Source organism: Limnohabitans sp. TEGF005 (genome assembly GCF_055394835.1).
On the sequence record NZ_AP029226.1, the window covers coordinates 1,622,600 to 1,640,376 of the forward strand.

The following is a 17,777-nucleotide window of genomic DNA, read 5'->3' on the forward strand; positions in this document are numbered from 1 at the left end:
GTTTACCCTTATTTCCGCGCTAATTTCTTGCAACATAATTCACATTCGGCGCAATTAACCGACCCATCGGTTGGTTTTTAATCCATTAATACGCAAATCAAGGAGACCATCCCATGAAAAAGCTTTTGAACCACACCGCTCTGGCAGCAGGTCTTTTGGCTGTTGGTTTTGGCGTTCACGCCCAGACCATCACCCTGAAAGTTCACCACTTCTTAGGACCACAGTCCATCCAGCACACCACCATGATGGGTGACTGGTGCAAAAACATCGCGCGTGACTCCAAAGACCGCCTCAAGTGCGACATCTTTCCTGCGATGCAACTGGGCGGCACCCCTGTGCAGCTCTATGAACAAGCCCGTGACGGCGTGATCGATGTGGCTTGGACACTGCAAGCCTACACACCCAAGCTGGCCAAGCTGGAAGTGTTCGAGCTGCCCTTCATGATGACCAACGCCGAAGCCACCAGCCGTGCGGCTTGGGACTATGCCCAGAAATATGCTCAGGACGACTTCAAGGACGTCAAGATGCTGGCCGTTCACGTTCACGGTCCAGGCAACATTTACACCAAAAGCAAAGCCGTTAACACCATGGCCGACCTCAAGGGCCTGAAAGTGCGTGCCCCGACCCGCCAGGTCAACAAGATGGTCGCCATGATGGGCGCAACCCCCGTGGCCATGCCTGTGCCACAAGTGCCCGAAGCGCTGTCTAAAGGGGTGATTGATGGCGCGGTGATCCCTTACGAAGTGGCCCCCGGCCTGAAGGTCAACGAGTTGACCAACTTCACAGCCGAGACCGATCGCAGCTACAACGCGCTTTACACCACCGTGTTTGTGGTGCCCATGAACAAGGCCAAGTACGACTCGCTGCCAGCCGATCTGAAAGCGGTCATCGACAAGAACTCGGGCCGCGAGTTCTCGGCCTTCTTGGGCAAAACACAGGCCGGGCAAGACGTTCCCAGCAAGAAAGTGTTTGAAGCTTCTGCCAACCAGAAAATCAGCGTGATTCCCAAAGCCGAACTGGAAAAATGGAAAAAAGCCACTGACGCACTGGACGATGCATGGGTGGCAGAAATGACCGGCAAAGGTTTTGACGGCAAAGGCATGTTGCAAACGGCCACCGATATGATCAAGCAATATACGAAGTAAATTCGTGTCTCGGTTAACCTGAGCAGTCCCTGACGGTCTGCTCAGGTTTTTTTATGGCTTGCGGCGCCTTCGAACGGCCGAAATATCCTGCCGGTATGCAGCCCTGATTTCATTTTTATTTACCTTTTGCACACACCATGATGTTTTCAAACGAACTGGAGCGGGTTGCCCGTCTCTGCAGCATATTGGGCGGGTTGGTCATGACCGGCTTGATGCTGATGACCTGCTATAGCCTGATTGGCCGAAATTTTTTCGACTCGGCCTTGATCGGCGACTTTGAGCTGACCGGCGTAGGCGCAGGTGCCGCCATCGCCCTGTTCATGCCAATTTGCCAATTCAAGCGTGAAAACATCATCGTGGACTTCTTCACGGCCAACCGGAGTGAGGCCTTCAACTTCCGCCTCGACCGACTGGGTGACCTGTTCATGACCGTGATTTTCTTTCTGCTGGCCTGGCGTTGCGGCGCTGCGGCCATCAACGCCAAGGAAACCATGGGGGCATCCATGTTGCTGGGCTTCCCCGACTGGATCGTCTTCACCAGCATGTCCATTCCCTTTGGCATCACGGCATTGATTGCCGCCATGCAAGCACTCTCTCAATTTAACAAAAACAAGGCCACATCATGACTCCGATCACTCTGGCTTTGCTGATTTTCGGCATCATGCTGCTCCTTATGGTGGTTCGCGTGCCTATCTCGGGCGCCATGTTCTTGGCGGGCACCGCAGGCTTCGTCATCCAGACAGGTGTGCAACCCTTTTTGAACTTCCTGAACAACCTCGCTTTTGCCCGACTGGCCAACTATGACCTGTCGGTGATTCCCTTGTTCATCCTGATGGGCCACTTTGCCACCCAGGGCGGCATCAGCAAAGCCTTGTTCCAGTTTGCCGCAGCGGTCATGGGCCGCTTCAAAGGTGGTCTGGCCATGGGCGCTGTGCTCGCTTGCGGCGCATTTGGCGCCATTTGTGGCTCCTCTGTGGCGACAGCTGCCACCATCACCGGTGTAGCTTTGCCAGAAATGAAGCGCCACGGCTACTCAGGCCGACTGGCCACGGGCACCTTGGCCGCAGGCGGCACCCTGGGGATCCTGATCCCGCCATCGGTGCCTCTGGTGATCTACGCCATCCTGACCGAGCAAAACATCGCCAAACTGTTCGCTGCAGCGATGATGCCCGGCATCATCGCCATGGTCGGCTACATGATCGCCATCGCCATTTACGTGCGCGTAGTGCCTGGCCAGGCACCGGATCAGGAAGAGCGTGAAAGACTGACGTTCGAGTCGCTCAAAGGCATCTTGCCCATCGCCACCATCTTCATCATCGTGTTCGGTGGCATCTATGCCGGCTTCTTCACGCCGACTGAGGGGGCAGCCGTGGGGGCAGCATCCACCTTTGTGGCAGCTTTGCTCAAACGCGAACTGACTTGGGCCAAGTTCCTAGAATGCTTCCATGCGACCGCCATCAGCTCGGCCATGATCTTCATGATCTTCATGGGCGCTGACGTGATGAATGCCGCTTTAGCGCGCACACAAGTACCAGGTCAGTTGGCTGAAATGGTGGTCGCCATGAACTTGGCACCTTTGATGGTGGTGGGCGGTATCTTGCTGCTGTACGTGGTGTTGGGCGCGGTGATGGACGAGCTGTCCATGCTGCTGCTGACCATCCCGATCTTCTTCCCGATCATCATGAAGCTCGACTTCGGCATGACCCCGGAACACACTGCGATCTGGTTCGGCATCATGGTGCTGATGACCGTGGGCTTTGGCATGCTGGCTCCGCCAGTGGGGCTGAACGTGTATGTTGTCAACGGCATGGCCAAAGACGTGCCGCTGAGCGAAAGCTACAAAGGCATCATGCCCTTCTTGATCAGCGACACCATCCGCACCTTGCTGTTGTTGTTCTTCCCCGGCATCTCGCTGTTCCTGATCCAATACCTGACCTGAGCCGGTTCACAACATGGCCCAGCCAAGCCTCCGGGGTTCTCGCCACGGGGGCTTTTTTTCTGGCCGAAATGGTTAGACTCTGGCACTGACCTGCGCCCCCTCCTCCTCACCCTCCGCCCTCACCCACTTCGAGCCCCTTTCATGATGTTTGACCGCACCATCCGTCATTGCCGCCAATGCGGTGCCCTCGTGGCCCGCCGCTTGCCTGACGACGGCGACACCAAGCTGCGGGCCATCTGCACCGCCTGCAACACAGTCCATTACGAAAACCCCCTCAATGTGGTGGGCACCGTGCCTTGGCTGGGCGACCAGGTCTTGCTGTGCAAGCGCAACATCGAGCCGCGCAAAGGCAAATGGACTCTACCCGCAGGCTTCATGGAGTTGGGCGAATCCACCTCAGAGGGCGCGGCCCGCGAAACCACCGAAGAAGCCGGCGCGCAGTTCATCATGGAAGACCTGTTCACCGTGATGAGCGTGCCCCGCGTGGGCCAAGTGCACTTGTACTACCGCGCCCGCTTGACCAGCGATGTGTTCGATCCCGGCCACGAAACCATGGAAGCGCGGCTGTTCAAAGAGTCTGAAATTCCTTGGGATGATTTGGCGTTCAGAACCGTCAAAGAAACTTTGGAACACTATTTTGCCGACCGGCGTGCAGGTCACTTTGTCACCCACGCATTTGACATCTCGTAAAAAATAAAAAGCCCTAGGCCAAAAGCCGCTCATGCGCTCTCATAATACGATTGCGTTTTCTTACTTTCATCGGATTTTCCAAAGGCTTAGCATGATCAAGTCCATCACAACCGTTCTGAGCAGCTTGTTGGCTGCCGCCGCCATGGCCCAAAACGCTACACCAGCGCCAGCACCTGCTGTGGCGCCTGCCGTGACAGCAGTACCGGCCGTCACACCTGCTCCAGTACCCGCTAAGGTGAAAGCAGAAGCACCTGCCAAGAAAAAGGCGGCCCACAAGGCCACAAAGAAAAGCAAAAAATCAAAGAAGAGCAAAGCCAAATAATTAAAGTGTCAACCTCTTCAATTCAGGTTTGAAAAAAATCAAACCCAAAAGCAAAGGCCACCCGCGGGTGGCCTTTGCTTTTGGAACGACAGGATCGGCGCCAAATAAGCCACAACAACTCAAACATCGATGGCCGCAGCCGAGCCGGCCTGCTTGCGCAATTCGAACTTCTGGATCTTGCCCGTGCTCGTCTTGGGCAACTCGCCAAACACCACCGCACGCGGCACCTTGAAGCTGGCCAAATGCTGCTTGCAATGCGCCACGATCTGCTCGGGCGTGGTCTGCGCACCGGCTTTCAGCTCGACAAACGCACAAGGCGTCTCGCCCCAACGCGCATCGGCTTTGGCCACCACCGCAGCGGCCAGCACATCGGGGTGGCGGTAAAGCACATCTTCGACCTCGATCGATGAAATGTTCTCACCGCCCGAGATGATGATGTCCTTGCTGCGGTCCTTGATCTTGATGTAGCCATCCGGGTACTGCACCGCCAGGTCACCGCTGTGGAACCAGCCGCCCGCAAAAGCCTCTTGCGTGGCCTTGGGGTTCTTCAGATAACCCTTCATCGCGATATTGCCCCTGAACATGATCTCGCCCATGGTCTCGCCGTCTTGGGGCACCGGCTGCAAGGTGTCGGGGTTGAGCACACGCACGTCGCGCTCCAAGTGGTAACGCACGCCCTGGCGGGCATTCAGGCGGGCGCGCTCGCCAATGTCCAATGCATTCCAGTCATCGTGTTTGGCACACACCGTCGCAGGGCCATACACCTCGGTCAAGCCATACACATGGGTCAAATCAAAGCCCATTTTTTCCATGCCCTCGATCATCGAAGCTGGAGGCGCTGCACCCGCGACCATCGCCTTGACGCCCGAGGGCAAGCCTAGCTTCATCGCTACCGGTGCGTTGACCAGCAAGCCATGCACGATGGGCGCACCGCAGTAATGGGTCACGCCTTGCTGGCGAATGGCGTCGAAAATCGCCTGTGCATCGACCCGGCGCAAACACACGTTCACCCCCGCACGCGCCGCCACTGTCCACGGAAAGCACCAGCCATTGCAGTGGAACATCGGCAGCGTCCACAAATACACCGCATGCTTGGGCATGTCCCATTCCAAAATATTGGAGATCGCATTCGTGGCCGCCCCCCGGTGGTGGTACACCACGCCCTTGGGGTTGCCGGTGGTGCCGCTGGTGTAGTTCAGGGCAATCGCATCCCACTCGTTGGCGGGCAAGCTCCAGGCAAACGCCGCATCGCCACTGGCCACCAAAGCCTCGTAGCCGATCGAGCCCAGTTTTTCAGACGGGCCGGTGTACAGCGCATCCTCCACATCCACCACCCACAAAGGCTTGGCGGACTGGCGCAGGGCCAACGCTTTTTTCATCACCCCCGAAAACTCCGGGTCCACGATCACCGCCTTGGCTTCGCCGTGGTCCAACATGAAGGCGATGGTTTCCGGGTCCAAACGGGTGTTGAGGGCATTGAGCACCGCCCCCGCCATGGGCACGCCAAAATGCGCCTCTACCATGGGCAGGGTGTTGGGCAACATCACCGCCACCGTGTCGTTTTTGCCAATGCCCGCCTGCACCAAGGCACTGGCCAACTGGCGGCAACGCCGGTAAGTGGTGGCCCAGTCCTGCCGCACATCACCGTGCACGATGGCCAAGCGCTGGGGATAGACCTCGGCTGTGCGCTCAATGAATGCCAGCGGCGACATCGGGGCGTGGTTGGCCGGGTTGGGGGGCAAATCCTGGTCAAAGATGCTGATGGCGCTGGGGTTCATGGCGAATTCCTGAGTCATGTTGCGATTTGATTGGAATCAGTTTGCCTGACCTGGGACTGAAATCCATGCTGGTTTGCCCCGAAAAGGACCCGTCTTATCGGCGAAAATAGCCCGATGGCCATCCCCCAGTCTTTCATCCAGGAGTTGCTGTCCCGCGTCGACGTGGTCGACATCGTGGGCAAATACGTGCAACTCAAGAAAGGCGGCGCCAACTTCATGGGCCTGTGCCCCTTTCACGGCGAAAAATCGCCCAGCTTCAGCGTCAGCCCCACCAAGCAGTTTTTTCACTGCTTTGGCTGCGGCAAAAACGGCAACGCCATCGGCTTTCTGATGGAGCACGCCGGCATGACCTTCATCGAAGCGGTGAAAGACCTGGCCCAGCAAACGGGCATGGTCGTGCCCGAAGAGCAGCAATCGCCCGAAGACCGCGCCAAAGCCGCCGCGCAAAAAGCCAAGCAAGACAGCCTGAGCGACGTGCTCGAAAAAGCGGGCAGCGCCTACCGAGAAGAACTCAAATCCACGCCCCGCGCCATCGAATACCTCAAGGGCCGTGGCCTGTCGGGCCAAATTGCCAAGCGCTTTGGCCTGGGCTATGCGCCCGAAGGCTGGCGTTCGCTGGCCAGCATCTTCCCCAAATACGACGACCCACTCTTGGCCGAATCGGGCTTGGTCATCGTCAACGAAGAAGACGACAAGCGCTATGACCGCTTTCGCGACCGCATCATGTTCCCGATCCGCAACATCAAAGGTGAGTGCATCGGCTTTGGTGGGCGAGTGATCGGCTCGGGCACACCCAAGTATTTGAACTCGCCCGAAACCCCGGTGTTCCACAAAGGCCGTGAGCTGTATGGCCTGTACGAAGCCCGCGAAGCCCTGCACAACGCGGGCTACGTGCTGGTGACCGAAGGCTATATGGACGTGGTGGCGCTGGCCCAGCTGGGCTTTGCCAACGCTGTGGCCACCTTGGGCACGGCCTGCACACCCGACCATGTGCAAAAACTGTTTCGTTTCACCGATGCGGTGGTCTTCAGCTTTGACGGTGACGGCGCAGGCCGTCGCGCCGCACGCAAGGCGCTGGACGGCGCTTTGCCCTACGCCACCGATGTGCGCAGCATCAAGTTCTTGTTTTTGCCCGCCGAGCATGACCCCGACAGCTATGTGCGCGAATTTGGCCAAGAGGCTTTTGCCGAGCAGATCAAGCTGGCCATGCCGCTGTCGCGCTTTTTGATCGAAGCGGCCAGTGCCGACTGCGACTTGCAAACCGCCGAAGGCCGCGCCCGCCTGTCCAGCCAAGCACGCCCCCTGTGGCAACTCTTGCCCGACGGCGCACTCAAGCAACAACTGCTGTCCGAGCTGGCGCAATTGATTCAGCTCGAAACCGCCGGACTCGAAAAACTCTGGGGCCAGCAAGCGGCCAGTGAGCAACGCTTTGCACCCGCAGGCCGCAGCCCCAACGCGCCTGCGCCCTCGCCCATGCAAGCGGCCAATGCCGCCTTCAGCCAAGCCGCCAGCGCAGGGGCGGACCCACAACACTTTGAGCCGCAATACGGCGAGCCCCCGGCCTGGGCGGGCGACAGCGGTTATGGACAAACCAACGCACCCGGCGGTGGTTATGCAGGCGGTGCCTATTCAAACGGTGGGACTGGTGGTTACGGCGGTGGCAGCTCATACGGCAACTCAGGCCAGCGCAAGACTTCAAACTGGACGCCCAACAGCAAATTCGGCAACAGCCGGTACAAGCGCGACCAAGCCCCTGTGTACACCGGACCTCGCACAGTGCCCGCGAGTCGGGCCGACCATGCTGTCCGCTTGCTGCTGGGCAATATGGCCTTGTGGGAAACGCTGGCCAGCGAAGACCACGCCATGCTCTGCGCTTTGCCGGCGCCCCACGGCCCTTTGTTTGCTTGGCTGGAGTCGCAGTTTCACGAACAAGGGGCTTTGGGTTGGTCCGCCTTGCAAAGCGAAATGCAAGGCCTGACTTTTGCAGAAGATGCCAAACGCTGGATGGCCCAAGAAAACCTGGGCAACACGTCAGGCCAAGACCCTGCAGCCCCGCCCGACCCCCAAGAAGCCCGACAAGAGCTGCGCCGTCTGCTCACCATGTTGATGATCGACCGGCTCAAGCAGCTCGAAACCGAAGCCCTGAGCCAAGCCAGCACCGGGCAAGACCCCGAAGCCCAACAACGCTGGCGCAGCCTGCACGAACGGCGCAAAGAGCTGATGGCCGCAGCGGCTGCACTGCAAGCAGCCCAATAAAAAACGAGCTCAGGTCGAAATCACTTGTCCAATAGCTGGTTGAGCTTGTCGGCCTCGAAGGTTTCGCGGGTGGCCGCGTCACCCGGCATTTGCGCTGGCTGCTGGGCGCACAGCTGCTCGAGCGCTTTCCAGATCATGGCGATCTGGTGCTCTTGGCCGGCTGCATTGTCAATCAAGCCGCGCAGGGCCTGGCTCACCGGGTCATCGTCTTGGGTGATGCCATAGGCACTGAACTTGCGCTCGGTGCCCGACACATCGGCACTTTCACCCGCCTTGGACGGGATGATGCGGGCCGGAATGCCCACCGCCGTGGCCCCGGCAGGCACCGGCTTGATGACCACCGCATTGCTGCCGATCTTGGCCCCGTCGCCCACCTCAAAGCCGCCCAGCACCTTGGCCCCGGCACTGACCACCACATCGCGGCCCAGCGTCGGGTGGCGTTTGGCCCCTTTGTAGAGCGATGTACCGCCTAACGTGACACCCTGGTAAATCGTGCAGCCGTCGCCAATCTCGGCGGTTTCGCCCACCACCACACCCATGGCGTGGTCAAAGAAAACGCGTTCACCGATCTTGGCGCCGGGGTGGATTTCGATACCCGTCAACCCCCGCGACACATGAGAAATGAAGCGGCCCAGCCACTTGAAGCCGTGGTTCCAGCACCAGTGCGCGCGGCGGTGCAGCACCAAGGCGTGCAGCCCCGGATAACAGGTCAGCACCTCCCAAGCGGTGCGGGCAGCAGGGTCCCGGTCAAGGATGCATTGGATGTCGGAGCGAAGGCGAGAAAACATAGGCACTGAGTCTATCGCTTGGTCGGGCTTTTAGATTCAGCGCTCTGGATCATGGCCTTGGCCACCCCGCGCAATATGTGGATTTCTTCCGGGCTCAGATCAGCGCGGTTGAACAATTGGTTCAAACGTGGCATGAGCTTTTTGGGCGCGGCGGGGTCCAGAAAGCCAATGTCGGTCAGCGCCTGTTCAAAGTGCGTCAGCATGCCCGCGACCTGCTGGGCATCCGCCTTGTCGGCGGGTGCCACGGCGTCTTGCACCGGGAATCCGCCCAAAGCCACACGCCAGTCGTAAGCAATGACCTGAATGGCCGAACCCAAATTGAGCGAGCCAAACTGCGGATTCGTGGGAATCGACAGCGCCACATGGCAACGGTAAACGTCTTCGTTTTTCATGCCAAAGCGCTCAGAGCCAAACAAAAATGCCACGCACTGCTCGGGCGCACCGGGTTTCGTCAGCTCGGCAAAGTGCTCGCGCGGCGAACGTGTGGGTGGACCAAAATCGCGCGGCGTCATGGCGGTAGCGCACAGGTGGGTCACGCCATCCAGCGCTTCGTCCAGTGTGTCGACCACCCGGGCCTTGGCCAGCACATCATTGGCCCCGCTGGCCCGCTGAATGGTTTCTTCTTTGCGCAGCACATTGGGCCATCGCGGTGCCACCAGCACCAGCTCGTCAAAACCCATGACCTTCAGGGCACGGGCAGCAGCGCCCACGTTGCCAGCATGGCTGGTCTCTATCAAGATAAATCGCGTCTTCATGCCCCGATTGTCCATGCTGAGACACCCACTGAGACGCGTCACATGCGCTTCATGACGCCAAAATGACGAACACACCCTTTTTTCATGAGAAAATGCCCGCTTCGCCGCCGCGATCGTGCGTGGGCTAGCCAGGTTCTTCCAACAATTTATGTCGTCCAATCTCCACCCCATGCTCAACGTGGCCATCAAGGCTGCACGCGCCGCTGGCGCCATCATCAACCGTGCCGCGCTTGACGTTGAAGCGGTTCGCATCTCGCAAAAACAAGTCAACGATTTTGTGACCGAGATCGACCATGCCAGTGAAAAAGTCATCATCGACACCTTGCTGACCGCCTACCCTGACCACGGCATCCTGGCCGAAGAGTCGGGCAGCACACACGGCAACCCGGCCGCTGACCACATCTGGATCATCGACCCCCTGGACGGCACCACCAACTTCATCCACGGCTTCCCTGTTTATTGCGTGAGCATTGCCCTGCAAGTGCGCGGCAAGATCGAGCAAGCCGTCATTTACGACCCCACCCGCAACGACCTGTTTACGGCCACCAAAGGCCGTGGCGCGTTCATGAACGACCGTCGCCTGCGCGTGAGCAAGCGCATTCGTCTGCAGGAATGCATCATTTCCACAGGCTTTCCTTTCCGCAAGGGCGACAACTTTAACCAATACCTGCGCATGATGGGCGACGTGATGCAACGCACCGCCGGCCTGCGCCGCCCAGGTTCCGCCGCACTCGATTTGGCCTATGTAGCCGCAGGCTTTACCGACGGTTTCTTTGAAACTGGGCTGTCGCCTTGGGACGTGGCCGCAGGATCGCTGTTGGTCACCGAAGCCGGTGGTTTGATTGGCAACTTCACGGGCGAGTCCGACTTTTTGGAACAAAAAGAATGCCTGGCCGGTGCGCCACGCATTTACGGCCAGTTGGTCAGCATCTTGGGCAAATTCAGCAAGTTCGCCAGTGCAGGCGACAAAGCTGCTGTGCGCTCGGCGGTCGAAACCCTGAGCCGCGAACGCACCTCAGACAGCCACGACATGGACGCCGAAGGTCAAGACGACGACGCCAGCGGTGAAACCGACGCACACAAAGACGCGCCGTTTTAAGGACGCCACGGGCACCACCAGTGTGCCGGCCCAGCCATCGCCTGCTCGCTGATTGGCTGAGTGGCTGAGTGGCTTACAGGCTGAAGAGTACAAACCAAAAAAGCATCAGTTACCTGATGCTTTTTTTGTGCCTGGAGCGGCATACCGCTCACGAGATCGCCACCAAGGCCCTTGCCAGGCCTGATCGGCCATCACTTCAAGAAGTTGCCCCAAGCCCCAATGTTGTGAACCGCCGAATAGCCCTTCTTTTTGAGCAACAGCTTGGCCATGCCGCTGCGTGTACCGCTGGCACAGCCGACCACCACGGGCAATGCCTTGGGAATTTCGTCCAATCGGGTAGCCAGTTCTTGCAACGGAATGTTCACCGTGCCCGGTGCGCTGGCCTGCGCAAACTCGGCCATGGACCGCACATCCAACAAAGTAGCGCCCTGCTGCTTCAAAGCGGGCAACAAAGCCACCACCCGCCGGGCGTTCCACCACTTGTAGCCAAACCAAGCCACCAAGGCCAGCATGGGCCAATAATTTTTCAGAAAATCCACGGTTTTTTACCCCTTGTTCGATGGCCAATGGTAGCCAATGATGCGCCGTCACACGGGCCATTCAGCGCTACACCTCAAGACCCCGATGATCCGGCCAACACGAGGATGGAAATAAATTTCTAAGACCAAAGATAAGTGCTTGATTTTTAAAGATAATTTCAGCAGTAAAACCCATTCAAATCATCCCTGAAGCCATTGCAGCCTTTTTGTACGCACGTTTTCTTCAGGGTCGGCCAAGTCATTGATGCCAAACGACATTTCCCCTGCCCTTAACCCCGCTGACTATTCCGGACACACGCCCATGATGGCGCAGTACTTGGGCATCAAAGCGGAGTTCCCTGACACGCTGGTGTTCTACCGCATGGGCGACTTTTATGAGTTGTTCTTTGCCGATGCCGAAAAAGCCGCTGGCCTGCTCGACATCACCCTCACCCGGCGCGGTCAATCTGCGGGCCAGCCCGTGGTCATGGCAGGTGTGCCCTTTCACTCGGTCGAAACCTATCTGGCCCGGCTAATCAAGTTGGGCGAATCGGTGGCACTGTGCGAACAAGTGGGCGATGTGGCCACGGCCAAAGGCCCGGTCGAGCGCAAAGTGGTGCGCGTGGTCACCCCTGGCACCTTGACCGACACCGAGTTGCTGCCCGACAAAAGCGAAGCCATCTTGCTGGCTGTGCACCAAGCCGCCAAAAACCGCTGCGGCTTGGCCTGGTTGAGCGTCACGCAAGGCGTGGTGCACTTGGCCGAATGCGCCCAGGACGAACTGGCCGACTGGATCGACCGCATCAGCCCGAGCGAGCTTTTGGCCAGCGCGGGCATGACGCCCACCTTTGAGCAAAAACTGCGCGGCCTCAAAACCGGCGGACGTGGTGCTTGGGCTTTTGCCCTGCGACCCGACTTCCAGTTTGATGCCGGTCTGGGCCAACGCAAACTGCTGGAGCAACTGCAAGCGGCATCGCTGGCAGCATGGAGCGCCGACACCCTGCACGACGCACACGCCGCCGCTGCCGCCTTGCTGACCTATGCCGAACACACCCAAGGCCGCAGTCTGCCGCATGTGCAGCGGGTGCAAGTGCAGCGCTCGGACGCGCTGATCGACCTGCCTGCCAGCACCCGCCGCAATCTGGAGCTGACGCAAACCCTGCGCGGTGAAAGCGCGGCCAACTCGCCCACGCTGTTTGCCCTGCTCGACACCTGCATGACCGGCATGGGCAGCCGCTTGCTCCGAAGCTGGTTGCTCAGCCCGCCGCGTGATCGCAATGTGGCTCAACAACGGCTGAACGCCATCGCCATGCTCACGGCATTGCCCAGCACGCGGGAAGACATGGCTCCTCGGGTCAAGCCCGAGGATGGCATTCAGGACGCCAGACGCGAGGACGACCTGCACCATGCCGGTCCCGCCTACAAACGCCTGCGCGAACAGCTCAAAGGCGCCAGCGATGTGGAGCGCATCACCGCCCGCACCGCGCTGCGCCAAGTGCGCCCGCGCGAGCTGGTGGCGCTGCGCCATGCGCTGGTGCGTGCGGCCTCGCTGTCGTTGCAATTGCAAGCCCTGCAACCCGAAGCAGGCAGCCTGCTTGCAGGCATGGCCCGCTGGCTCACGCCACCCACCCACTGCGCCGAGCTGCTGCAAATGGCCCTGCTCGAAGAGCCCGCTGCGCTGGTGCGCGACGGTGGCGTGATTGCCGACGGCCTGGACGCCGAGCTGGACGAGCTGCGTAACATCCAGACCAACTGCGATGCGTTTTTGCTCGACCTGGAAACCCGCGAAAAAGAGCGCACCGGCATTGCCAATTTGCGCGTGCAATTCAACAAAGTGCACGGCTTTTACATCGAGGTCACGCAGGGCCAGCTCGACAAAGTGCCGGACGACTACCGCCGCCGCCAGACCCTGAAAAACGCCGAGCGCTTCATCACGCCCGAGCTCAAGACCTTTGAAGACAAGGCCCTGTCGGCGCAAGAGCGCGCCTTGGCCCGCGAGAAATGGCTGTACGAAGGCTTGCTTGACCAACTGCAACCCTTTGTGCCCGCGCTCACCGCTTTGGCGCAGGCCATGGCCTCGCTCGATGTGCTGTGTGCCTTGACCGAGCGCTCACTCACCCTGAACTGGTGCGCCCCCGAGTTTGCTAAAGAGCCGTGCATTGAAATCCGACAAGGGCGCCACCCGGTGGTGGAGGCACGCTTGGCCGAAATGTCTGGCGCCAGCTTCATCGCCAACGACACGGTGCTGGGCCAGCGCCAGCGCTTACAAATCATCACCGGCCCCAACATGGGCGGTAAATCGACCTACATGCGCCAAGTGGCACTCATCGTGCTGTTGGCCAGCATCGGCAGCCATGTGCCCGCCAGCCGCTGCCGCTTAGGGCCCATCGACGCCATCCACACCCGCATTGGCGCTGCCGACGACCTGGCCAACGCCCAATCGACCTTCATGCTGGAGATGACCGAGGCCGCGCAAATTTTGCACAGCGCCACGCCGCACAGCCTGGTGCTGATGGACGAGATCGGTCGCGGCACCTCCACCTTTGACGGCCTGGCCTTGGCCAGCGGCATTGCCACGCACTTGCACAACAAAACGCAAGCTTTTGCGCTGTTTGCCACCCACTACTTTGAGCTGACCGAGTTCCCGGCCACGCACACAGCGGCGGTAAACATGCACGTGAGCGCAGCCGAATCGGGCGCGTCCATTGTGTTTTTGCACGAGCTACAACCCGGCCCGGCCAGCAAAAGCTACGGCGTGCAAGTGGCGCGTTTGGCGGGCATGCCTGCGGGTGTGCTGACCCATGCCCGCCACGCCCTGAGTGCGCTCGAAGCCGGTGCCAGCGAAAGCCGACAGCAAGTGGACCTGTTTGCCGCACCACCCGAATCCGAAGCCAGCGGGCCAAGCCCCATCGAAGTGGCGCTGGCCCAAATCAATCCCGACGCGCTCAGCCCCCGCGAAGCGCTCGACGCCCTGTATGCTTTGCAGCGCTTGCTGCCCAAAAATTAAAGAGTTGATTCATGACTTATTGCGTTGCCGTCAAAACCCGCGCCGGTCTGGTGTTTTTGTCCGATTCCCGCACCAATGCGGGCCTGGACCAGATCAGCACCTTCCGCAAAATGATCGTCTACGAAAAAGCAGGCGACCGCTTCATGACGCTGCTGTCAGCGGGCAACCTGAGCATTTCACAGTCGGTGCGCGAGGTGCTGCAAATTGAAAAATTGGTCGAACCCGGCCAAGACGAACCGTTGACCATCTGGAATGCCAAGAGCATGTTCGATGCCACCCGCGTGTTGGGTGCCGCTGTGCGCCGCGTGTACGAGCGCGATGCAGCGGCCCTCAAAGCCTCGGGTGTGGAGTTCAACGTCTCCATGATCTTTGGCGGCCAAATCGGCAACGAAGGCATGCGCCTGTTCCAGGTCTATTCGCCCGGCAACTTCATCGAAGCCACCGACGAAACGCCTTACTTCCAGATTGGTGAATCCAAATACGGCAAACCCGTGCTCGACCGCGTCATCACCCCCGACACGCCGCTGGATGAAGCCGCGAAATGCGCTTTGGTGTCGATGGACTCGACCCTCAAATCCAACCTGTCGGTCGGCCTGCCGCTGGACATGGTGGTTTACCAAGCGGGCAGCCTGCAAACCGACCGCATCATGTGCATCGACGAGCACAACCCCTACTTCCAAATGCTGCGCTCCAGCTGGGGCGACAAACTGCGCCAAATGTTCGACAGCATCGAAGACCCAATGTGGCACGGCGGCGCGACTGACATCCCGCTGATGGTGCCGCCCACTCGCAACGCCTTGCTCAAAAAAATCACCACGCCGGATGAGAAGCTGATCTGATCAAACACGGGTGGAAAAATGAACCGCGTCTTTGGGTTGGTGTTATTGATATTGAGCAGTTTCAATTTTTCAAATGCGTTAGGCATGGAATTCCAAGGTCATGAGCGCACATTGATCATGTCTGGTGCAGTGGTCACAGGTGACCTTGTCAAACTGAAGAATATTCTGCAAGAAACGCCAACAATTCAGCACGTCGTTCTCAGGAACTCCTGGGGTGGCGATGCTTGGACGGGGTATCGTGTTGGTGAAATTTTTCGAGATCAACGCATTGAGACCAGCGTATCCGGCTATTGCGTTTCCTCATGCTCTCGGATGTTTTTAGGCGGGATCAAGCGGTACTTCTCAGACGACTATTCGCCCGAGAAAACATTTGTAGGATTTCACGGCCACTACAACAACGAGGGTCAGCTGAACTCAAAAAGTGTTCAAGATCAGGGGCTATTTCGATGGATAGTCAAACATTCAGACGGCAAGGCCGACGAAGTCTTGGTTAATCAATGGATCAACATTGCAATCGCCCAAGGCATGGTTGCATTCATGCCACAACGTAAAGCTGAATTGCCAATGACTTACTTTTGCAAAGGCACGGAAAGCAAACGCCCCTTGGGTTGCGAAGCACTTCAAACGAATGCGCTCACAAGAGGTGTCATCACTGATTTATCGCTCAAACCCAGTCCAGACCAAGTGCAGTTACGTCAAACATTTATGCCAGCACCATCCGCATCTGGATATGCAACAGCAGACGAAATCGGCAAAGTTCCACTTGACCTGAAAGCTGGTATCGATAATTACCAAAAATACTTGAACGCAATGACACCAAAAGCATTTGCCGTGGCGCCTGATCGACAGTTTTGGGCATGGAACACCGGTGATGAAGAATCAGTGAAATCGGCCTTGTCGCGCTGTGCCGAAAGAGCCAAACAGGCCTGCCTGCTCTATGCAATAGATGAAACTGTGGTTTACAGCACACCACTGACTAACACTACTAATCAATGACCCCTCGCATCGTTTTCTCGCACGGCAACAGTTTTCCAGCCAGCACCTACAAGGTGATGCTGGGCAGCCTCCGCCAGCGCGGCTTTGAGGTTGATGCGGTGGAGATGTATGGCCATGATCCGCAGTACCCGGTCACCAACAACTGGCCCCATCTGGTGCAACAACTGGCTGACTTCGCCCGCGCCAAACAAGGCGATGGCGAACCGGCTTTTCTGATCGGGCATTCGCTGGGCGGCATCCTGAGCCTGATGTGTGCGGCCCGCCACCCCGAGCTGGCCCGTGGCGTGGTGCTGATCGACTCGCCCGTCATTGGCGGCTGGCGTGCCACCACCTTGGGTTTGGCCAAACGCACGCCACTCATTGGCTCACTGTCGCCGGGGCGCATCAGCCAAAAACGCCGCCAACACTGGCCCAACGCGACCGAAGCGCTCGAAAGCTTTCAGCAGAAAAAATCGTTTGCCCGCTGGGACCCGCAGGTGCTGCGCGACTACATCGAACACGGCACGCACGATGCCGGCGGTCAACGTCATCTGAGCTTTGACCGCGACGTGGAAACCGCCATCTACAATGGTCTGCCACACAAACTCGACAGCCTGCTCAAGCGCCACCCGCTCAAATGCCCAGCGGCCTTCATCGGCGGAACCCATTCGGCTGAAATGCAGCAAGCGGGCGTTGACCTGACACACAAGGTGGTCAAGGGCCGCGTCATGATGATCGACGGCTCACACCTGTTCCCCATGGAAAAACCGCTGGCCACGGCAGCAGCGATCGAAGCATCGCTGCGCAACATCGGGGCTTGATCAAGCCGCCCAAGTCACCAGCCCGCTGTAGCTGGAGCCCAGCACCACCAGACCAAAAACGATCCGGTACCAGGCAAACACCTCAAAGCTGTGGCTGGAGATGAAGCGCAGCAACCAGCGCACACACACCCAAGCGCTCAAGAACGAAAACACCAAGCCCACGCCAAACAGCGGCGCATCGGCCACGCTGAGCAAGGCGCGGTCTTTGTAGAGGCTGTACGCCCCTGCGCCGATCAAGGTGGGAATGGCCAGGTAAAAAGAAAAGTCGGTCGCCGCCTTGCGCGACATGCCCAGCAACATGCCACCAATGATGGTGGCCCCGCTGCGGCTGGTGCCCGGAATCATGGCCAAGCACTGCACCAGCCCCACTTTGAGCGCATCGCGCCCGCGCATGTCTTCGACCTCTTGGATGCGCACCGTGCTGGCCGGACGCCGCTCGGCCCACAAAATCACCAAGCCACCCAAGATGAAGGTGGTGGCCACCACCTCGGGCGTAAAAAAATTGGCCTTGATGGCCTTGCCAAACAACAGGCCCAGCACGACGGCAGGCACAAAAGCGATGAACACATTGAGCGCAAAACGCTGCGCATCGGCATTGCGCGGCAAGGCGCGAACGGTCGAGCTGATCTTTTGCCAATACACAATGATCACCGCCAAAATCGCCCCGGTTTGGATGGCGATGTCAAACACCTTGGCCTTGTCATCGTCAAAGCCGAGCAAGGCACCCGCCAAAATCAAATGCCCAGTGGACGAAATCGGCAAAAACTCGGTCAAACCCTCGACCACGCCCATCACGGCGGCTTTGAACAACAGCATTGAATCCACGAACAATCCTTTGAAGAATG

At 58.9% G+C, this 17,777-nt stretch carries 16 protein-coding genes; 11 read left to right on the forward strand and 5 right to left on the reverse strand.

Features of this window, described 5'->3' with window-relative positions; all coding sequences use genetic code 11:
* The first annotated feature begins 113 nt into the window (after positions 1–113).
* The 5 genes from ACZ5RG_RS07815 (at position 114) to ACZ5RG_RS07835 (ending at position 4,096) form a co-directional block, all read left to right on the forward strand.
* On the forward strand, positions 114–1,145 hold the full coding sequence (locus ACZ5RG_RS07815) for a TRAP transporter substrate-binding protein (RefSeq protein ID WP_298603135.1): 1,032 nt from the start codon (positions 114–116) through the stop codon (positions 1,143–1,145).
* A gap of 137 nt (positions 1,146–1,282) precedes the next feature.
* The gene (locus ACZ5RG_RS07820; RefSeq protein ID WP_464446735.1) at positions 1,283–1,771 is read left to right on the forward strand and encodes a TRAP transporter small permease; all 489 of its coding nucleotides are present in this window, start codon (positions 1,283–1,285) and stop codon (positions 1,769–1,771) included.
* A complete protein-coding gene (locus tag ACZ5RG_RS07825; RefSeq protein ID WP_464446736.1) occupies positions 1,768–3,084 on the forward strand; it encodes a TRAP transporter large permease in 1,317 nt (438 codons plus the stop codon). The genes ACZ5RG_RS07820 and ACZ5RG_RS07825 overlap by 4 nt, the downstream gene beginning before the upstream one ends.
* 141 nt (positions 3,085–3,225) lie before the next feature.
* Complete coding sequence (locus ACZ5RG_RS07830) at positions 3,226–3,774, forward strand: NUDIX hydrolase (protein ID WP_464446737.1); 549 nt, start codon at positions 3,226–3,228, stop codon at positions 3,772–3,774.
* 91 nt (positions 3,775–3,865) lie between these two features.
* On the forward strand, positions 3,866–4,096 hold the full coding sequence (locus ACZ5RG_RS07835) for a hypothetical protein (protein ID WP_464446738.1): 231 nt from the start codon (positions 3,866–3,868) through the stop codon (positions 4,094–4,096).
* Positions 4,097–4,215: 119 nt separating this feature from the next.
* On the opposite strand, the gene ACZ5RG_RS07840 is transcribed toward ACZ5RG_RS07835, so the two are convergent.
* Positions 4,216–5,892, reverse strand: a complete 1,677-nt coding sequence (locus ACZ5RG_RS07840; protein ID WP_464446739.1) for an acyl-CoA synthetase — start codon at positions 5,890–5,892, stop codon at positions 4,216–4,218.
* 96 nt (positions 5,893–5,988) lie between these two features.
* On the opposite strand from ACZ5RG_RS07840, the gene dnaG reads away from it, so the two are divergent.
* Complete coding sequence (dnaG, locus tag ACZ5RG_RS07845) at positions 5,989–8,130, forward strand: DNA primase (protein WP_298603146.1); 2,142 nt, start codon at positions 5,989–5,991, stop codon at positions 8,128–8,130.
* A 20-nt stretch (positions 8,131–8,150) separates the two neighbouring features.
* Here dnaG and cysE read toward each other — a convergent pair whose 3' ends face one another.
* Positions 8,151–8,918, reverse strand: coding sequence for a serine O-acetyltransferase (gene cysE / locus ACZ5RG_RS07850; RefSeq protein WP_312261342.1), 768 nt, complete (start codon positions 8,916–8,918; stop codon positions 8,151–8,153).
* Between the two features lie 11 nt (positions 8,919–8,929).
* Positions 8,930–9,673: an RNA methyltransferase gene (locus ACZ5RG_RS07855; protein WP_298603152.1), complete on the reverse strand. Its 744-nt coding sequence runs from the start codon at positions 9,671–9,673 to the stop codon at positions 8,930–8,932.
* A 148-nt stretch (positions 9,674–9,821) separates the two neighbouring features.
* Between ACZ5RG_RS07855 and ACZ5RG_RS07860 the strand changes: the two genes are divergently transcribed.
* Positions 9,822–10,772, forward strand: coding sequence for an inositol monophosphatase family protein (locus ACZ5RG_RS07860; RefSeq protein ID WP_464446740.1), 951 nt, complete (start codon positions 9,822–9,824; stop codon positions 10,770–10,772).
* A 191-nt stretch (positions 10,773–10,963) separates the two neighbouring features.
* Here ACZ5RG_RS07860 and ACZ5RG_RS07865 read toward each other — a convergent pair whose 3' ends face one another.
* Positions 10,964–11,311 (reverse strand): rhodanese-like domain-containing protein, encoded by a 348-nt coding sequence (locus ACZ5RG_RS07865; protein ID WP_464446741.1) that lies wholly within the window; start codon positions 11,309–11,311, stop codon positions 10,964–10,966.
* A gap of 244 nt (positions 11,312–11,555) precedes the next feature.
* On the opposite strand from ACZ5RG_RS07865, the gene mutS reads away from it, so the two are divergent.
* From mutS to ACZ5RG_RS07885, 4 genes are read left to right on the forward strand one after another with little or no spacing between them, the layout of a single operon-like run.
* The gene (gene mutS, locus ACZ5RG_RS07870) at positions 11,556–14,297 is read left to right on the forward strand and encodes a DNA mismatch repair protein MutS (RefSeq protein ID WP_464446742.1); all 2,742 of its coding nucleotides are present in this window, start codon (positions 11,556–11,558) and stop codon (positions 14,295–14,297) included.
* 11 nt (positions 14,298–14,308) lie between these two features.
* Entirely contained in the window at positions 14,309–15,136 is an 828-nt protein-coding gene (locus tag ACZ5RG_RS07875) for a proteasome-type protease (RefSeq protein WP_298603164.1), read from the forward strand.
* 18 nt (positions 15,137–15,154) lie between these two features.
* Positions 15,155–16,132, forward strand: a complete 978-nt coding sequence (locus ACZ5RG_RS07880; protein ID WP_312261337.1) for a hypothetical protein — start codon at positions 15,155–15,157, stop codon at positions 16,130–16,132.
* A complete protein-coding gene (locus ACZ5RG_RS07885; protein WP_464446743.1) occupies positions 16,129–16,932 on the forward strand; it encodes an alpha/beta fold hydrolase in 804 nt (267 codons plus the stop codon). The genes ACZ5RG_RS07880 and ACZ5RG_RS07885 overlap by 4 nt, the downstream gene beginning before the upstream one ends.
* Here ACZ5RG_RS07885 and ACZ5RG_RS07890 read toward each other — a convergent pair whose 3' ends face one another.
* On the reverse strand, positions 16,933–17,757 hold the full coding sequence (locus ACZ5RG_RS07890; RefSeq protein ID WP_464446744.1) for an undecaprenyl-diphosphate phosphatase: 825 nt from the start codon (positions 17,755–17,757) through the stop codon (positions 16,933–16,935).
* Positions 17,758–17,777 lie beyond the last annotated feature (20 nt).

Coding starts and splice junctions, on each gene's coding strand:
- ACZ5RG_RS07815 (WP_298603135.1), top strand. CDS start 114: ATGAAAAAGCTTTTGAACCACACCGCTCTGGCAGCAGGTCTTTTGGCT.
- ACZ5RG_RS07820 (WP_464446735.1), top strand. CDS start 1,283: ATGATGTTTTCAAACGAACTGGAGCGGGTTGCCCGTCTCTGCAGCATA.
- ACZ5RG_RS07825 (WP_464446736.1), top strand. CDS start 1,768: ATGACTCCGATCACTCTGGCTTTGCTGATTTTCGGCATCATGCTGCTC.
- ACZ5RG_RS07830 (WP_464446737.1), top strand. CDS start 3,226: ATGATGTTTGACCGCACCATCCGTCATTGCCGCCAATGCGGTGCCCTC.
- ACZ5RG_RS07835 (WP_464446738.1), top strand. CDS start 3,866: ATGATCAAGTCCATCACAACCGTTCTGAGCAGCTTGTTGGCTGCCGCC.
- ACZ5RG_RS07840 (WP_464446739.1), bottom strand. CDS start 5,892: ATGACTCAGGAATTCGCCATGAACCCCAGCGCCATCAGCATCTTTGAC.
- dnaG (WP_298603146.1), top strand. CDS start 5,989: ATGGCCATCCCCCAGTCTTTCATCCAGGAGTTGCTGTCCCGCGTCGAC.
- cysE (WP_312261342.1), bottom strand. CDS start 8,918: ATGTTTTCTCGCCTTCGCTCCGACATCCAATGCATCCTTGACCGGGAC.
- ACZ5RG_RS07855 (WP_298603152.1), bottom strand. CDS start 9,673: ATGAAGACGCGATTTATCTTGATAGAGACCAGCCATGCTGGCAACGTG.
- ACZ5RG_RS07860 (WP_464446740.1), top strand. CDS start 9,822: ATGTCGTCCAATCTCCACCCCATGCTCAACGTGGCCATCAAGGCTGCA.
- mutS (WP_464446742.1), top strand. CDS start 11,556: ATGCCAAACGACATTTCCCCTGCCCTTAACCCCGCTGACTATTCCGGA.
- ACZ5RG_RS07875 (WP_298603164.1), top strand. CDS start 14,309: ATGACTTATTGCGTTGCCGTCAAAACCCGCGCCGGTCTGGTGTTTTTG.
- ACZ5RG_RS07880 (WP_312261337.1), top strand. CDS start 15,155: ATGAACCGCGTCTTTGGGTTGGTGTTATTGATATTGAGCAGTTTCAAT.
- ACZ5RG_RS07885 (WP_464446743.1), top strand. CDS start 16,129: ATGACCCCTCGCATCGTTTTCTCGCACGGCAACAGTTTTCCAGCCAGC.